At 73.4% G+C, this 14,935-nt stretch carries 13 protein-coding genes; 11 read left to right on the forward strand and 2 right to left on the reverse strand.

The window, feature by feature from the left end:
- Positions 1–83 precede the first annotated feature (83 nt).
- The 5 genes from ACZ4V1_RS12730 (at position 84) to ACZ4V1_RS12750 (ending at position 5,504) form a co-directional block, all read left to right on the forward strand.
- The gene (locus ACZ4V1_RS12730) at positions 84–323 is read left to right on the forward strand and encodes a hypothetical protein (RefSeq protein ID WP_055416529.1); all 240 of its coding nucleotides are present in this window, start codon (positions 84–86) and stop codon (positions 321–323) included.
- A gap of 62 nt (positions 324–385) precedes the next feature.
- Positions 386–1,729 (forward strand): NYN domain-containing protein, encoded by a 1,344-nt coding sequence (locus tag ACZ4V1_RS12735; protein WP_468333625.1) that lies wholly within the window; start codon positions 386–388, stop codon positions 1,727–1,729.
- Between the two features lie 232 nt (positions 1,730–1,961).
- Positions 1,962–3,014, forward strand: a complete 1,053-nt coding sequence (locus tag ACZ4V1_RS12740; RefSeq protein ID WP_468334795.1) for a C40 family peptidase — start codon at positions 1,962–1,964, stop codon at positions 3,012–3,014.
- A gap of 215 nt (positions 3,015–3,229) precedes the next feature.
- The gene (locus ACZ4V1_RS12745; RefSeq protein ID WP_468333628.1) at positions 3,230–4,243 is read left to right on the forward strand and encodes a C40 family peptidase; all 1,014 of its coding nucleotides are present in this window, start codon (positions 3,230–3,232) and stop codon (positions 4,241–4,243) included.
- 67 nt (positions 4,244–4,310) lie between these two features.
- Positions 4,311–5,504 carry a hypothetical protein gene (locus ACZ4V1_RS12750; RefSeq protein WP_468333631.1) on the forward strand — a complete coding sequence of 398 codons (1,194 nt, stop codon included), beginning with the start codon at positions 4,311–4,313 and terminating at the stop codon, positions 5,502–5,504.
- 43 nt (positions 5,505–5,547) lie between these two features.
- Here the strand turns inward: ACZ4V1_RS12750 and ACZ4V1_RS12755 are convergent, their stop codons facing one another.
- On the reverse strand, positions 5,548–6,822 hold the full coding sequence (locus ACZ4V1_RS12755) for a glycosyltransferase 87 family protein (protein ID WP_468334798.1): 1,275 nt from the start codon (positions 6,820–6,822) through the stop codon (positions 5,548–5,550).
- A gap of 121 nt (positions 6,823–6,943) precedes the next feature.
- On the opposite strand from ACZ4V1_RS12755, the gene ACZ4V1_RS12760 reads away from it, so the two are divergent.
- Positions 6,944–8,086: a glycosyltransferase family 4 protein gene (locus ACZ4V1_RS12760; protein ID WP_468333634.1), complete on the forward strand. Its 1,143-nt coding sequence runs from the start codon at positions 6,944–6,946 to the stop codon at positions 8,084–8,086.
- A gap of 111 nt (positions 8,087–8,197) precedes the next feature.
- On the opposite strand, the gene ACZ4V1_RS12765 is transcribed toward ACZ4V1_RS12760, so the two are convergent.
- On the reverse strand, positions 8,198–9,994 hold the full coding sequence (locus ACZ4V1_RS12765) for an AMP-dependent synthetase/ligase (protein WP_468333637.1): 1,797 nt from the start codon (positions 9,992–9,994) through the stop codon (positions 8,198–8,200).
- 332 nt (positions 9,995–10,326) lie between these two features.
- Here ACZ4V1_RS12765 and ACZ4V1_RS12770 point away from each other — a divergent pair, with 332 nt between their 5' ends.
- The 5 genes from ACZ4V1_RS12770 (at position 10,327) to ACZ4V1_RS12790 (ending at position 14,794) form a co-directional block, all read left to right on the forward strand.
- The gene (locus tag ACZ4V1_RS12770) at positions 10,327–11,124 is read left to right on the forward strand and encodes a metallophosphoesterase family protein (RefSeq protein ID WP_468333640.1); all 798 of its coding nucleotides are present in this window, start codon (positions 10,327–10,329) and stop codon (positions 11,122–11,124) included.
- Positions 11,125–11,263: 139 nt separating this feature from the next.
- Complete coding sequence (locus tag ACZ4V1_RS12775) at positions 11,264–11,704, forward strand: SRPBCC family protein (protein ID WP_468333643.1); 441 nt, start codon at positions 11,264–11,266, stop codon at positions 11,702–11,704.
- Between the two features lie 269 nt (positions 11,705–11,973).
- On the forward strand, positions 11,974–13,170 hold the full coding sequence (locus ACZ4V1_RS12780) for an ArsA family ATPase (RefSeq protein WP_468333645.1): 1,197 nt from the start codon (positions 11,974–11,976) through the stop codon (positions 13,168–13,170).
- 57 nt (positions 13,171–13,227) lie between these two features.
- Positions 13,228–13,785 carry a DUF5304 domain-containing protein gene (locus tag ACZ4V1_RS12785; RefSeq protein ID WP_468333648.1) on the forward strand — a complete coding sequence of 186 codons (558 nt, stop codon included), beginning with the start codon at positions 13,228–13,230 and terminating at the stop codon, positions 13,783–13,785.
- A gap of 55 nt (positions 13,786–13,840) precedes the next feature.
- Positions 13,841–14,794, forward strand: a complete 954-nt coding sequence (locus ACZ4V1_RS12790) for an ROK family glucokinase (protein ID WP_468333651.1) — start codon at positions 13,841–13,843, stop codon at positions 14,792–14,794.
- Positions 14,795–14,935: the final 141 nt, after the last annotated feature.

Raw genomic sequence — 14,935 nt, forward strand, 5'->3', positions numbered from 1 at the left:
CCCGCCAGGCCGTAGGGTTACGAGCCAAACGCGCCGGGGGAGCCCGGCGCGCCACCGACACCGGAAGAGAGCGAACAGCCACGATGACGGTTCCCCTGCCGACCGACACGACGCGGTGGCGCTGCACCCTCTGCGGCAACCTCACCCGCTTCGACGTGACCCGGGCCTCGAAGGTCGTCGAGTACGTGCACCTCGATCTGGCCGGTGAGCCGAACGTCGAGGAGCGCGAGGTGCTCAGTGAGACCATCGAGTCGGTGCGGTGTCGCTGGTGCAACGCCGTGGACCAGGTGGAACTCGTGGACAGGCCGGGTGCCGCCTCCTGACCGGAGCGGCCCCCGCATGAGGTGATCCCGCGCGGGGTCACGCAGAGGCATTGGGGTGACGGATGGTGGAGACACATGGCGGGGGGCCGGGCGACGGCGCCGCTGAGGTGCTCGACCGGCCGCTGCCCGACGGCGTGCGCCGCAGGGTCGTGCAGATCGTGTCCGACGGCTTCGGTGGTCTCACCCTCGGTGAACTGCCGGCGCAGCTGAGACAGTACGCCCGGTTCGCCCCGAACCGCAGGGCCAAGTTCGCCGGCAACGCCATGGCCGCCGCAGTGGAGACCGACCCGCTGTTCCGCCAGCGCATCGGCGAGAAGTTCAGGGAGGCCCAGCCGGAACTGGCCGGGGCCCTGGAGGCCGGCTCCCCGCCCCCGGCCGCGGACCCGCTCGACGTGGCGGCCGCGGCCTACGTGCTGCGCCCGCACGGCTGGGTGAAGCTGGTGGCCGCCGCCGGCGAGGAGGCGCAGCGCGCGGACGCCGAGCGCGCCGACGAGGAGAGCCGCGCGGAGCTGGAGCGGCTGCACGAGGAACTGGCCCGGGCCCGGGAGCACACCAGGACCGAGACCGAGCGGTTGCGTGCCGAGCTGGACGCGGCGAAGAAGGAGACCGAGTCGCTGCACCGCAAGCTGCGCTCGGCCCTCAGCGACGTCAAGCGCGGCGAGGCGGCGCTGCGCAAGCTCCGGGCCGAGACCGACGCCGTCCGTGCCGAGGGGCACGCCCAGGTGTCCGCCGCCGAGAGCGAGACCCGGCGGCTCAAGACCCGGCTGGGGGAGGCGGAGGCGGCCCTGGAGGCCACCCGCAAGGCGGCCCGGGAGGGGCGCAGCGTCGAGGACATGCGGGTGCGGCTGCTGCTGGACACCCTGCTGGACGCCACGCAGGGACTGCGCCGGGAACTCGCGCTGCCCCCGGTGTCGGTGCGGCCCGCGGAGACGGTGGACGCGGTCGAGCCCGGCCGGATGACGCCCAAGGACATCGCCGCCCGTGCCCTGTCCGAGAACGACCCCGCCATCCTCGACCAGCTGCTCGCGCTGCCCCAGGCGCACCTGGTCGTCGACGGCTACAACGTCACCAAGACCGGCTATCCGCAGATGCCGCTGGAGAAGCAGCGGCTGCGGCTGCTCGGCCAGCTCTCCCAGCTCGCCGCGCAGACCGGCGCCGAGATGACCTGTGTCTTCGACGGGGCCGAGCTGGTGGCGCCGGTGCTGCTCGCGCCGCCGCGCGGGGTGCGGGTGCTGTTCTCCAAGCCGGGGGTCACGGCCGACGAGCTGATCCGCCAGCTGGTGCGGGCCGAGCCGCCGGGCCGGCCGGTCATCGTCGTCTCCACCGACCGCGAGGTCGCCGACGGCGTGGCTCGCGCGGGCGCACGACCGGTGGCGTCCGCGGTGCTCCTCAAGCGGCTTTCCTAGTCCCCCGCTTCACTTTCGTGGCAACCGTAACGTAGGGGCTCTATGCCCGAATTGACGGAACCGTTACGCAACGTAGCGTCAAGTGAGGGTTACTGCAGGTGAGTTGTGGCAAAGAACGCGGTGCGTAACCGGGATTTTTCGGCGGAGGATTTGAACTGATCACGAGTGGGTCACTAGGGTCAGCCCTCGAACCCTCGCACGGGTGATCCCTCTCAAGAAGGAGCTCGTCTCCGTGGCGTCCCACCGTCGTCCCAAGCAGCCGAGCCGCACGCGCGTGACCGTGCTCACCACCGCTGCCGCCGCCGCTGTCGCTCTCAGCTCGCAGGCCGCCAACGCCGCCCCGAGTGAGAAGCCGAGCAAGGACGAGGTCAAGGCCAAGGTCGACAAGCTCTACGAAGAGGCCGAGCAGGCCACCGAGAAGTACAACGGCGCCAAGGAGAAGCAGGAGAAGCTCCAGAAGGAGATCTCCACGATCCAGGACAACGTCGCCCGCGGCCAGGAGGAGCTCAACGAGCTGCGCGACGGCCTCGGTTCGATGGCCAGCGCCCAGTACCGCTCCGGCGGGATAGACCCGTCCCTCCAGCTGTTCCTGTCCGCCGACCCGGACAACTACCTGGACAAGGCCTCCACCCTCGACCAGCTGAGCGGTCAGCAGGTCGAGGCGCTGAAGAAGATCCAGGACAAGCAGCGCGACCTCGCCCAGCAGCGCTCCGAGGCCACCGAGAAGCTCGAGGACCTCGCCTCCACCCGCACCGAACTGGGCAAGAAGAAGAAGGAAGTCCAGGGCAAGCTCTCCTCCGCGCAGAAGCTGCTCAACACGCTCACCGCGCAGGAGAAGGCCGCCCTCGAGGAAGAGGAACAGCGCTCCACCCGCAGCAGCGAGCGCCAGGTCCTGTCCGGCTCCGGGACCCCCTCCGGCACCCCCGCCTCCGGCCGGGCCGCCGCCGCCTTCGCCGCCGCCCAGAGCAAGATCGGCACGCCCTACGTCTACGGCGCCACCGGGCCGTCCTCCTTCGACTGCTCGGGCCTGACGTCCTGGGCCTACGCCCAGGCCGGCGTCGGCATCCCGCGCACCTCCGAGGCGCAGACCGGCGCGGGCACGCGCATCTCCTCGATGAGCGACCTCCAGGTCGGCGACCTGGTCTTCTTCTTCAACGACCTGCACCACGTCGGCCTCTACGCCGGCAACGGCCAGGTCCTGCACGCGCCGCGCACCGGCACGGTCGTCCGCTACGAGTCGATGAACACCATCGGCGGCCCGTTCATGTTCGGCGTGCGCGTCTGACCCGACGCCCCTCGTCGACCCTTCGGCCGCCCTCGCCGTGCCGCCCGTTCGGGCGAATCACGGCAGGGCCGTCTGACCCCCCGCCCCGCCGGTGACCTGCGTCAGCGGCGGGGCGTCGTGCTGCGCGCCCCCGGCCGGTCGTTGGCCGGTGCCCCGCCGCGGGGTTACTGTCTGCCGCGTTTCCCTGTCCGCCAGCGGAAGGAGTGCGGCTTCCCGTGGGGTCCCATCGCCGCCTTGCACCAACCGGGTTCGACCGCGGCGCCACCGTCGCCGTCGGCCTGCTTTCCGTCGCCGCCGCGGTCCTGGGCGCCGTACCGGCCACGGCCGCTCCGCAAGACGACCGGCGGGCGGAGGTGGACCGGCTCCACACGGAGGCGGAGCAGGCGACCGAGGCCTACAACAAGGCCTCCGCGCGCACCGACGCCCTGCGCGAGGAGGTCGGCACCGCGCGGGACGCGATCGCCCGGCAGCAGGAGCGGGTCAACACCTTGCGGGAATCGCTCGGTTCGCTGGCCGGCGCCCAGTACCGCTCCGGCGGCATCGACCCGTCGCTGGCGCTGCTGCTCGCCGCCGATCCGGACGACTACCTGGACAAGGCCTCCGTGCTCGACCGGATCACCACCCACCAGGCCGGTGAGCTGAGGGAACTCCAGGGGGCCATGCGCGACCTCGCCCAGGACCGCGCCGAGACCGGCCGGAAACTCGCCGAGCTGGAGAAGGGCCGCAAGGCCGTCGCCGCCCACAAGAAGACCGTGGAGCGCAAGCTCGCCAAGGCCCGCGAACTGCTCAACTCCCTCCCGGACGAGGAACGCGCCGCCTACGACCGAGGCTCCCGCTCCGGCCGCACCGACCTGCCCGTCCCGGGCGCCGCCGGCCCCGTCTCCGGCCGGGCGGCGGCCGCCGTCGCCGCCGCCCGCTCCGCCCTCGGCAAGCCCTACGTCTGGGGCGCCAACGGGCCGAGCGGTTTCGACTGCTCGGGCCTGACCCAGTGGTCGTACGCCCAGGCCGGCGTCGGCCTGCCGCGCACCTCGCAGGCGCAGTCCGGTGCCGGGCAGCGGGTGTCCCTGGCCCAGGCGCGGCCCGGCGACCTGGTGGCCTACCGGGACGACGCCAGCCACATCGGCATGTACGTCGGCAACGGCCAGGTGATCCACGCGCCCTACCCCGGCGCCCCCGTGCGCTACGACCCGGTCGGCATGATGCCGGTCTCCTCGGTCACCCGGGTCTGACCTCCGCGGCCGTTGCGCCCCCACCGCCCGCTGCCCCCTTCGGCCCGCCGCCCGTACGATCGGGAAGGTGGCGGGTCGAAGGCGGGTGTCGGGTTCCTCGGTGGTGGCGCTGTGCCTGCTGCTGGTCTCCCTGGTGGCCTGTGGCGGCCGGACCACCGCCGACCCCGTCCGGGCCGAGGTGCAGCGGGTACTGGACCGGCGTGCGGCGGCCGTCCTCGACCACGACCGGGCCGCCTACACGCGCACGGGCACCGGGGCGGGCTTCGGCAACCTGAGCGAGGTGCCGCTGGCAGCGTGGTCGTACCGCGTGACCGGCGTGGACCGCACCGGCGACACCGCCACCGCCGACGTCGAGCTGCGCTACCGCCTCGAGGGCCACGACCGGGGCCCGGTCACCGCCGGCCGCACCGTGCGGCTGAGCAGGGACGGAGCGGACGGGCGGTGGTCCGTCGTCTCCGACCGGCCCGCGAAGCGGTCCGGCCAGCAGCCGTGGGACCAGGGCGCGGTCAGGGTCGTCCGGGGGACGCACAGCCTCGTGCTCGGCGTCGGGCAGTCCACCGGGGCGCTGCGCGGCTACGCGGACCTGGCCGACCGGGCGGTGCCGGCCGTGTCGGACGCCTGGGACGGCGACTGGGCCCGCAGCGTCGTCGTACTCGTCCCGAAGTCACTGGAGGGGATGGCGGGCCTGCTCGGCTCCCCCGCCTCGTCCTACCGGGGCATCGCGGCGGTCACCACCGGCAAGACCGGCGGCCGGGAGCGGGCCCCCGCGGACCGGATCATCGTCAACCCCGACGCCTACGGGCTGCTCGGCACCCTGGGCAAGCAGGTCGTGCTCACCCACGAGACCGCCCACGTCGCCACCCGTGCCGACACCACCGCCGCCACCCCGCTGTGGCTGTCCGAGGGCTACGCCGACTGGGCCGGCTACCGCGGCAGCGGCCGCGCCCCCGCCCAGGCCGCCCCCGAGACGGCCGACGCGGTCTCCCGGGGCCGGGTGCCCGCGGAGCTCCCCACCGACGAGGACTTCGGCTTCACCGCCGACGCGGACCGACTGGCCCGCGCCTACGAGGGCGGCTGGCTGGCCTGCCGCATGATCGCCGAGCAGTGGGGCGAGGACGGCCTGGACGCCTTCTACCGCTCCGTGGGCGCGCACGAGGGGCGCGCCGGCGCGGTCGAGGACGCGATGAACGAGGTGCTCGGGACGACGCCGGAGGAGTTCACGGCGCGGTGGCGGGAGTACCTGCGGGCGGAGTTCGACTGAGCTCGCTCTCGTGGCCTGACGGGTTCGTCCGGGCGCCGTCCGCTCAGGAGGAGGCCGGTGCCTTGCCGGTGCGGGCGGTGCGGGCGGTGCGGGCGGTGCGGGCGGTGCGGGCGGTGCGGGACGGCGGCGTCGCTACGGGTGTCCTGCGCGGCGCCGTGTCGCGCCACAGGGCGCGGGCCGCGAGGAGCGCCGCGGCGACCAGCAGGCCGTTGCGGACGACTAGCAGCGCGATGCCGAGCGGATCGCTCGCGACGACCTCGGCGAAGTAGACCGGGAACTCCAGCACCGTCACCAGGCTCGCCGCCAGCACCAGGGCGACCGGCACCCGCATCCGGCTCGCGCGAAAGCACCGGCAGACCGCGGCGAGGCCGATCAGCCACACCACGTACTGCGGGCTGATCACCCGGCTGGTGACCGTGAACATCAGCACCGCCACGAAGGCCGCGTCCGCCGCCGTGTGCGCCGCGAAGCGCGAGGCCGCCAGCCGCCACAGCAGCAGCCAGCCGAACGCCAGGGCGGTCAGCGCGAGGGCGACCGTGCTCACCGCGCCCACGTACGGGCCGAGGAACTCGACCGAGCCGTAGTTGAGCAGCACCTCGCCGTCCCAACCGAAGTGCCGGGCGACATGGAAGACCAGCGAGCCCAGCGACTCCACCTCGGTGCCCCGCTCGCGCTGGAACGTCAGGAAGGCGAACGCCCCCGGCATCGCCGCGGCGAACAGCGCCGCCAGCCCGGCCCCGCTCAGCGCCGCCGCGGCCCACGGCGCGCGCCCGCGCATCCCGATGAGCACCAGCGCCGGCCACACCTTCAGCAGCGCCCCGAGCGCCGCCAGAGCCCCCGCCACGCGCGGATGCCTGCCCGCGGCGAGCAGCGCCGCCACCGCCACGGCGGTGACCATCACGTCGTAGCGCGCGTACACCGTCGGACCGAGCAGCGGTACGCCCGCCACCCACACCCACGCACCGCGCGACGAGCGGCCGGAACCCCGGCCCGCGTGCCACAGCAGGGCGAGGACGGCCAGGTCCGCGGCACAGGCCAGGACGAAGAAGGCCGTCGCGTACTCCAGGAAGGGCAGCAGCGCGGGGGAGAGGACCGCGAAGGCCGCCGCGGGCGGGTACTGCCAGGTGACGTCGTCCAGCGGAAACGCTCCGGTGCGCAGGACGTCGTACCAGTCGCGGTAGATGACGGACACGTCGCTGGTGACGTCCGGGCCCGGGAAGACCCACACCTTCAGCACGAACAGCAGCAGCACCAGCCGCGTGGCGCCCCAGGCCGTCGGCAGCCACACCGCGGGCCGCCTCGCGTCCGTCGTCTCCACGTGCTCCCTGCCCGTCCGCGTGCCGTGCTTCGCGGCCATGATGACCCGGACACCTGTGCGTCTGCCACCGGGGGGCGGCCGGGCCCCCGGCCCGCGCGGCGGGTTCGGTAGGGTCGGCGGCGTGCGCAAGACCTTGATCGTGACGAACGACTTCCCGCCCCGCCCGGGCGGCATCCAGGCCTTCCTGCACAACATGGCGCTACGGCTGGACCCCGAGCGGCTCGTCGTCTACGCCTCCACCTGGAAGCGGAGCCGGGAGGGCATCGAGGCCACCGCCGCCTTCGACGCCGAGCAGCCCTTCACCGTCGTACGGGACCGTACGACGATGCTGCTGCCGACGCCGGGCGCGACCCGGCGGGCCGTCGGGCTGCTGCGCGAGCACGGGTGCACGTCGGTGTGGTTCGGGGCGGCGGCGCCCCTCGGGCTGATGGCGCCGGCACTCCGGAAGGCGGGGGCCGAGCGGATCGTCGCCACCACCCACGGTCACGAGGCCGGGTGGGCCCAGCTGCCCGCCGCCCGGCAACTGCTGCGCCGGATCGGGGAGTCGACGGACACGGTCACCTACCTCGGCGAGTACACGCGCTCCCGGATCGCGGGCGCGCTCACCCCGGATGCCGCCGCGCGGATGGTACAGCTGCCGCCCGGCGTCGACGAGAAGACCTTCCACCCGGGCAGCGGCGGCGAGGAGGTGCGGGCCCGGCTGGGACTGACCGAGCGGCCCGTGGTGGTGTGCGTCTCGCGGCTGGTGCCGCGCAAGGGCCAGGACACGCTGATCCGGGCGATGCCGCGCGTCCTGGCCGCCGAGCCGGACGCCGTACTGCTGATCGTCGGCGGCGGCCCCTACGAGAAGGACCTGCGCCGCCTCGCCGCCGATACCGGCGTCGCCGCCTCCGTCCGTTTCACCGGCGCCGTCCCCTGGGCCGAGCTGCCCGCCCACTACGGCGCCGGGGACGTCTTCGCCATGCCGTGCCGTACCCGCCGGGGCGGACTCGACGTCGAGGGTCTCGGCATCGTCTACCTGGAGGCCTCCGCGACCGGCCTGCCCGTGGTCGCGGGCGACTCGGGCGGCGCGCCGGACGCGGTGCTCGACGGCGAGACGGGGTGGGTGGTGCGCGGTGACTCCGAGGAGCAGACCGCCGACCGGGTCGTCACCCTCCTCGGCGACGCGGAGCTGCGCCGCAGGATGGGCGAACGCGGCCGGGCCTGGGTCGAGGAGAAGTGGCGCTGGGACCTGCTGGCGGAGCACCTGAAGGCTCTGCTGTAGCGAACCGGGCTATGGGGGCGCGGGGAACTGCGCGACCAGCCACGGCGGACGGAAAGCCGCCGACGAACCGTACCCCGTACTCCAATAGGCGCCGCACTCCAACAGGCGCCCCTACTTGGAGTAGATCGCCTCGATCTCGTCCACGTAATCCTTGGCGACAACACTCCGCTTCAGCTTCAGCGACGGAGTCAAGTGCCCGGATTCCTCCGTGAACTGAGCCTCCAGCACCCGGAACTTCCGCACCGACTCCGCCTTGGAGACCGCCGAGTTGCCGTCGTCGACCGCCGACTGGATCGCGGCGAGCAGATCCGGATCGTCCCGCAGCGACGCAGCCGTCGAACCGGCCGGCTTGCCGTGATCCGCGCACCAGCGGCCGAGGAACTCCTCGTCGAGGGTGACCAGCGCGCCCACGAACGGCCGCCCGTCGCCGACCACCATGCACTCCGCGACCAGCGCGTGCGCGCGGATGCGGTCCTCGATCACGGCCGGGGCGACGTTCTTGCCGCCCGCGGTGACGATGATCTCCTTCTTGCGGCCGGTGATCCGCAGATAGCCGTCCTCGTCGAGGGTGCCGATGTCGCCGGTGTGGAACCAGCCGTCGGCCAGCGCCTCGGCGGTCGCGCCCGGGTTGTTCCAGTACTCCTTGAACAGGTGCTCGCCGTGCAGCAGCACCTCGCCGTCGTCCGCGATGCGCACCACGGAGCCGGGCAGCGGCTGGCCGACCGTGCCGATCTTCTGCCGGTCCCAGGGGTTGAAGGCGGTGGCCGCGCAGGACTCGGTCAGGCCGTAGCCCTCCAGGACGGTGAATCCGATGCCGCGGAAGAAGTGTCCGAGGCGTTCGCCGAGCGGGGCGCCGCCGGAGATGGCGTACTCGCCGCGGCCGCCCAGGACCGTGCGGAGCTTGCCGTAGACGAGCTTGTCGAAGACCTTGTGCCTGATCTTCAGGCCGACGGACGGGCCCGACGGGGTGTCAAGGGCCTTGCTGTACGCGATCGCCGTGTCGGCGGCCTTGTCGAAGATCTTGCCCTTGCCGTCGGCCTGCGCCTTGGCGCGCGCCGAGTTGTAGACCTTCTCGAAGACGCGCGGCACACCGAGGATCAGCGTCGGCCGGAACGCGGCCAGCTCGTCGGTGAGGTTCTTGATGTCCGGGACGCAGCCCAGCTTGATCGGCGCGATCATCGGCGCGACCTGGACCAGGCGGCCGAAGACGTGGGCGAGGGGGAGGAAGAGGAGGACGGAGCACTCGCCCGTGCGGAACAGCGGGCGCAGCCGCTCGACGACGTTGCCGCACTCGGCGAAGAAGCTGCGGTGGGTGAGCACACAGCCCTTGGGGCGGCCGGTGGTGCCGGAGGTGTAGACGATGGTCGCCGGGTCGTCGGCCTTCGCGATCGAGCCGCGCTCCTCGACCGCCTGGTCCGTGACGTCCTGGCCCAGGCGCCCCAGCTCCTCCACCGCCCCGGAGTCGAACTGCCAGACGTGCTTGAGGGCGGGCAGCCCCTCGCGCACCGACTCGACCGAGGCGGCGTGCCCGGCCGACTCCACGACGCACGCCGTGGCACCCGAGTCGCCGAGGATCCACTGCACCTGCTCCGGCGAGCTGGTCTCGTACACCGGCACGGTGATCGCGCCCGCGCACCAGATCGCGAAGTCCAGCAGCGTCCACTCGTAGCGCGTACGGGACATCAGGCCGACCCGGTCGCCCGGCTGGACGCCGGAGGCGATCAGGCCCTTGGCGGCGGCCTGCACCTCGGCGAGGAAGTCGCGGGCGGTCACGTCCTGCCACGCGCCGGCCACCTTGCGGGAGATGACGGCGACGTCCGGGTGCTGCGCGGCGTTTCTGCGGACGATGTCGGTCAGGTTTCCGTCCGCAGGGACCTCGTACAAAGCCGGAAGGCTGAACTCGCGCAAGACTGCTGCTCCTCATAAGGCGCCGGCGCCACGACGTTGTGCGATGCGACGGTGCGGTCCAAGGCTCGGGCAAGTGCTCGGGGAATCACATGCTGATCACATGTTGGATCACATGGCGATTCACATGTTGAAATCCAGAGCACGACTGGACTGCCCGGACGTTACCCGCCGGTATGCCTTCTCCGACAGGGGGTCCCCGCGAGATGTTCGCTGCGTCACACGGATGGGGTTTCCTTTGCGCACAGTAGTCGACGGATCAACCGACCAGCCAGTAACCGCAGGTCCGACCGCCACTGTTCACAAGAGGCGCGCGCTGCTTACGCTTGATCGCCATGGCACCCACACCGCCCGGTAACACGAGGACGCGCGTCCATGTGATCAGCGACGTCCACGGCAACGCCCGCGAACTGGCCAGGGCCGGCGAGGGCGCCGACGCCCTGGTCTGCCTCGGGGACCTGGTCCTCTTCCTCGACTACGCCGACCACACGCGCGGCATCTTCCCCGACCTGTTCGGCGCCGCGAACGCCGGCCGCATCGTCGAGCTGCGCACCGCCCGCCGCTTCGCCGAGGCACGCGAGTTCGGGGCGCGGCTGTGGGCGGACGCCGGCGGCGACCGGGTGGCGCTGATCGAGGAGGCGGTGCGCAAGCAGTACGCCGAGCTGTTCGCCGCCTTCCCCACCCCGACGTACGCCACCTACGGGAACGTCGACATGCCGCCCCTGTGGCGCGAGTACGCCGGCCCCGGCACCACCGTCCTCGACGGCGAGCGGGTGGAGATCGGCGGCCGGGTCTTCGGCTTCGTCGGCGGCGGCCTGCGCACGCCGATGCGCACGCCGTACGAGATAGGTGACGAGGAGTACGCCGCGAAGATCGAGGCCGTCGGCGAGGTGGACGTGCTGTGCACACACATCCCGCCGGAGGTGCCGGAGCTGGTCTACGACACGGTGGCGCGGCGCTTCGAGCGGGGCAGCCGCGCGCTGCTGGCCGCGATCCGCCGCACCCGTCCCCGTTACGCCCTGTTCGGGCACGTGCACCAGCCGCTGGTGCGGCGGATGCGGATCGGGGCGACCGAGTGCGTGAACGTCGGGCACTTCGCGGCGACCGGGCGGCCGTGGGCGATGGAGTGGTGACCGCCCGCCGCCGGACCTGCGCGGCAGGTGGTGCCGTTCGCCCCGCCCGTGCGCGATAGCCTTCACGCGGCACACACGTGCGCGCCACGGGCGCACGACGACCCCTCAGTACCGGCCCGCATCTGGAGGAGCCACAGCGATGGCGGAACACACCAGCTCGAGCATCACCATCGAGGCGGCACCGGCCGACGTCATGGCGGTGATCGCCGACTTCGCCCGCTATCCGGACTGGACCGGCGAGGTGAAGGAGGCCGAGGTCCTCGCGACCGACGCGCAGGGGCGTGCCGAGCAGGTCCGGCTCGTCATGGACGCCGGGGCGATCAAGGACGACCAGACGCTGGGGTACACCTGGACCGGCGAGCACGAGGTGTCCTGGACGCTGGTGAAGTCCCAGATGCTGCGCTCCCTCGACGGCTCCTACCTGCTCCGCCCGGTCGGCACGGGCACGGAGGTCACCTACCGGCTCACGGTCGACGTCAAGATCCCGATGCTCGGCATGATCAAGCGCAAGGCCGAGAAGGTCATCATCGACCGCGCGCTGGCGGGCCTGAAGAAGCGCGTGGAGTCGGGAGCGAAGTAGCGGCGCGGCTGCGGGCGGTCGTGCCTCCCCCTCCCCGTGCTGAACCGCCTGGGAGGCACCCCCGGGGGGCGGCACGGGCGGGCGCCGGAGGCACCCCCTCCGGGGAAGGCGCCCCGTGACGCCGGGCCGTGCCACGCCGTGCCACGCCGTGCGGTGCCCAGGCCGCCGGGCGGCTCCGGAGCACGGGCAAGCACGCCGCCCCGGAGAACCGCGCCCCCCGAAGGATCACCGCGCCTCGGCCCCCGCCCACGCAGGTACCGTTCAGCATCATGCGCACCATCCTGATCACAGGCCCCGGCGGCAGCGGCCGTACCACCGTCGCCGCCGCCACCGCGCTCGCCGCCGCCCGGCAGGGCACCCGCACCCTCCTCCTCGGCGCCGACCCCGACGACACCCTCGGCTCCGTACTCGCAACGCCCACGGGCGGTCCCGCACCGATCACCGTCGAGCCCCGTCTCACCGCCTGGCGGCCCGACGCCGCGCAGGGGTTCCGGGACGGCCTCGCCGCCCTCCAGGACCGCGCCGCCTCCGCGCTCGACCTCCTCGGCGCCGGCCGCCTCGACCCCGAGGAACTCACCCCCCTGCCCGGCGCGGACGAACTCGCCCTGCTGCGCGCCCTGCGCGACGCCGCCCTCGCCGACGGCCCTGATCACCACGAACTCCTCGTCGTCGACCTCCCGCCCGCGCCCCGCGCCCTCGCTCTGCTCGCCCTTCCGGAGGAGCTGCGCCGCTACCTGCGCCGCCTCCTCCCGCCCGAGCGGCAGGCGGCCCGCGCACTGCGCCCCGTCCTCGGCCGGCTCGCCGGCGTTCCCATGCCCGCCGAGGCGCTGTACGAGGCCGCCGCCCGCTGGGACCTGGAACTCGCCGCCGCCGAGGCCGTCCTCGCCGACCGGAACACCGTCGTACGGCTGGTCGCCGAGCCGGGACCGGCCGGTGCCGACGCCGTCCGCACCGCCGCCCTCGGCCTCGCCCTGCGCGGTCTGCGCACCGACCTGCTGGTCGCCAACCGGGTCCTGCCCGAGGACACCCCGGCGGACAGCTGGCTCACCGGCCCTCTCACTCAGCAGCGCAAGACACTGGAGGAGTGGCAGGGCACGTACGACGTCCGTACCGTCGCCCACCTCGGACGCGACCCGCGCGGCGCGGACGACCTCGCGGCGCTCGACGCGCCGGGCGACACCCCGGCGGTCGACCCGGACGTCTCCCCGGCCGAGTGGCCCGTCACCGACCGGCTGGCCGACGACGGCGTGCTGGTCTGGCACATCCCGCTGCCCGGCGCCGTACGCGACGCACTCGACCTGATCCGCCGCGGTGACGAACTGGTCGTCACCGCCGGGCCGTTCCGACGGATCGTCCCGCTGCCGTCCGCGCTGCGCCGCTGCACGGTCGACGGGGCCGCCCTGCGGGAGGGCACGCTCGCCGTCCGGTTCGCGCCGGACCCGAGGCTGTGGCCGCGGAGCCGCTGAACGCGCCGCACCCGTTCGGGTAACGTCGTAGGGACGAACCGTAGTCAGGAGGCCGTCATGAGCGAAGAGCTCCCCCCGTCCGAGGCCCCCCGCCCCGACGAGGCCGACGCGGTCGACGAAGCGCGACCGGCCGACACCGACGCCTGGGCGACGGCGTGCGCCGAGGACCTGGAAGCCGAGAAGGCCCGCCGCCGGGCCGAGTACGGCCCGCCGCCCGGATCGGCCGCCGAGGAGCTGCGCCGGCTCGTCGACACCGTCGCGGACAAGCTGTCCGGCCTCCAGTCCCCGCTGCTCGGCCAGGTCGCCGGACCGGCCGCCCAGCAGGTGGTCCGGCAGGTCGTCCAGCAGGCCAAGGCCGCCGTCGAACCGGTTCTCGAGCGCAATCCCGACGTCTTCGACCACCTCGCGGCCGCCGGCGGCGAACTCCTCGCCGCCTACCGCTCCGCCGTCCAGAACCAGGAGCGCCGCTGGACCGCCGGCACCTCCGGGGCAGACGCGCGCCGGGACCCCAAGGACCCCCGAGACCTGGACGAAGCGCGCGACGACGGAAGCGGCGGCGGACGCGACGACGGCGACGAGGGCACCGGCCCGGGCCAGCGCATCGACTTGGACTGACACCGCCCTCGGGTACGGTTGGCCATAGCGGGGCTCGACCGAAACTGAGGGATTCATGGGACTCACCATCGGCGTCGATATCGGCGGCACGAAGATCGCGGCGGGCGTGGTCGACGAGGAAGGCAACATCCTCTCGACCCACAAGGTGCCGACCCCGGGCACGCCCGAGGCCATCGTGGACGCCATCGCCTCCGCGGTGGAGGGCGCACGCGTGGGGCACGAGATCGTCGGCGTCGGCATCGGCGCCGCCGGATACGTCAACCGCCAGCGCTCCACGGTCTACTTCGCGCCCAACATCGACTGGCGCCAGGAGCCGCTCAAGGAGAAGGTCGAGGCCCGCGTCGGCCTCCCGGTCGTCGTGGAGAACGACGCCAACGCCGCCGCCTGGGGCGAGTACAAGTTCGGTGGCGGCAAGGGCCACCGCAACGTCATCTGCATCACCCTCGGCACCGGCCTCGGCGGCGGCATCATCATCGGCAACAAGCTGCGCCGCGGCCACTTCGGCGTGGCCGCCGAGTTCGGACACATCCGCATGGTGCCGGACGGCCTGCTGTGCGGCTGCGGCTCGCAGGGCTGCTGGGAGCAGTACGCCTCCGGCCGCGCCCTCGTGCGCTACGCCAAGCAGCGCGCCAACGCCACCCCCGAGCGCGCCGAGGTGCTGCTCGCGCTCGGCGACGGCACGCCCGACGGCATCGAGGGCAAGCACATCTCGGTCGCCGCCCGCCAGGGCTGCCCGGTCGCCGTCGACTCCTACCGCGAGCTGGCCCGCTGGGCCGGCGCCGGCCTCGCCGACCTGGCCTCCCTCTTCGACCCGTCCGCCTTCATCGTCGGCGGCGGCCTCTCCGACGAGGGCGACCTGGTCCTCGACCCGATCCGCAAGTCGTACAAGCGGTGGCTGGTCGGCGGCAACTGGCGCCCGGTCGCCGACGTGATCGCCGCCCGGCTCGGCAACAAGGCCGGCCTGGTCGGCGCGGCCGACCTGGCCCGGGAGCCCGACCCGATCATGTAGGCGTACGGCGCTCGGATTCCCTGAAGGGGCGCGGGGCGGAGCCGATACACGGCTCCGCCCCGCGGGCGCGACAAGCCACGTACCACCGGCGGTCGCCCACGCACCCCGCGCCCCGAGCGGTCAGGCGCCCAACCTCAGGTC

The sequence above is a fragment of the Streptomyces sp. NPDC028991 genome (assembly GCF_055564775.1).

Bases quoted from the DNA above. Each gene is read 5' to 3' on its own strand.
- ACZ4V1_RS12735 (WP_468333625.1), top strand. From the start codon at position 386: ATGGTGGAGACACATGGCGGGGGGCCGGGCGACGGCGCCGCTGAGGTG.
- ACZ4V1_RS12785 (WP_468333648.1), top strand. From the start codon at position 13,228: ATGAGCGAAGAGCTCCCCCCGTCCGAGGCCCCCCGCCCCGACGAGGCC.
- ACZ4V1_RS12770 (WP_468333640.1), top strand. From the start codon at position 10,327: ATGGCACCCACACCGCCCGGTAACACGAGGACGCGCGTCCATGTGATC.
- ACZ4V1_RS12780 (WP_468333645.1), top strand. From the start codon at position 11,974: ATGCGCACCATCCTGATCACAGGCCCCGGCGGCAGCGGCCGTACCACC.
- ACZ4V1_RS12775 (WP_468333643.1), top strand. From the start codon at position 11,264: ATGGCGGAACACACCAGCTCGAGCATCACCATCGAGGCGGCACCGGCC.
- ACZ4V1_RS12790 (WP_468333651.1), top strand. From the start codon at position 13,841: ATGGGACTCACCATCGGCGTCGATATCGGCGGCACGAAGATCGCGGCG.
- ACZ4V1_RS12730 (WP_055416529.1), top strand. From the start codon at position 84: ATGACGGTTCCCCTGCCGACCGACACGACGCGGTGGCGCTGCACCCTC.